Origin of the sequence: Vibrio sp. S234-5 (genome assembly GCF_000960595.1) — a bacterium.
GTDB lineage: Bacteria > Pseudomonadota > Gammaproteobacteria > Enterobacterales > Vibrionaceae > Vibrio.
The window spans coordinates 1-384 of record NZ_JZAM01000141.1 but is presented as its reverse complement, the minus strand read 5'-3'; the positions used below and the strand labels follow the sequence as shown (position 1 = coordinate 384).

Sequence of the window (384 nt, the reverse complement as noted above, 5' to 3'; positions counted from 1 at the left end):
ACTGTATCTGCAATCATGGCCGAGATAAGAGGGTTGGTCATCATAAAGATGCCTGTAATCACCGCTAACCACGCCATCACGACCGTTGGATTATCATAGCCAGTAAAATAGAACCCAATGCGAGCGATGATCTCTAAAACACACAGCGCAATAAAGATGTCACGTTTTTTGAAACGCTTTGTCAGCACAGGCGTAGCCAAACACGCAATCGCACTTACCAAAGTGATGGTACCAATCAGAGAGACTAACCCTGCGTCCCCCATGTTGTATGTGAAGAAGAAAATGTACAGGCCATTCACTAGATTGAAAAACACATTCATGAAAAACGCTGCCAGAATAAAAAACAACGGCTTATTTTTACGAACGGCTTGAAAGGTTTGTTTT

The 384-nt window shown here is 42.7% G+C and carries 1 protein-coding gene; it reads right to left on the bottom strand.

Translation table 11 applies throughout. The annotated features are described in order from the left end of the window. Positions 1–384: MFS transporter (locus tag UF06_RS05910; RefSeq protein ID WP_045569623.1), on the bottom strand; the 384-nt coding region annotated here is incomplete at both ends.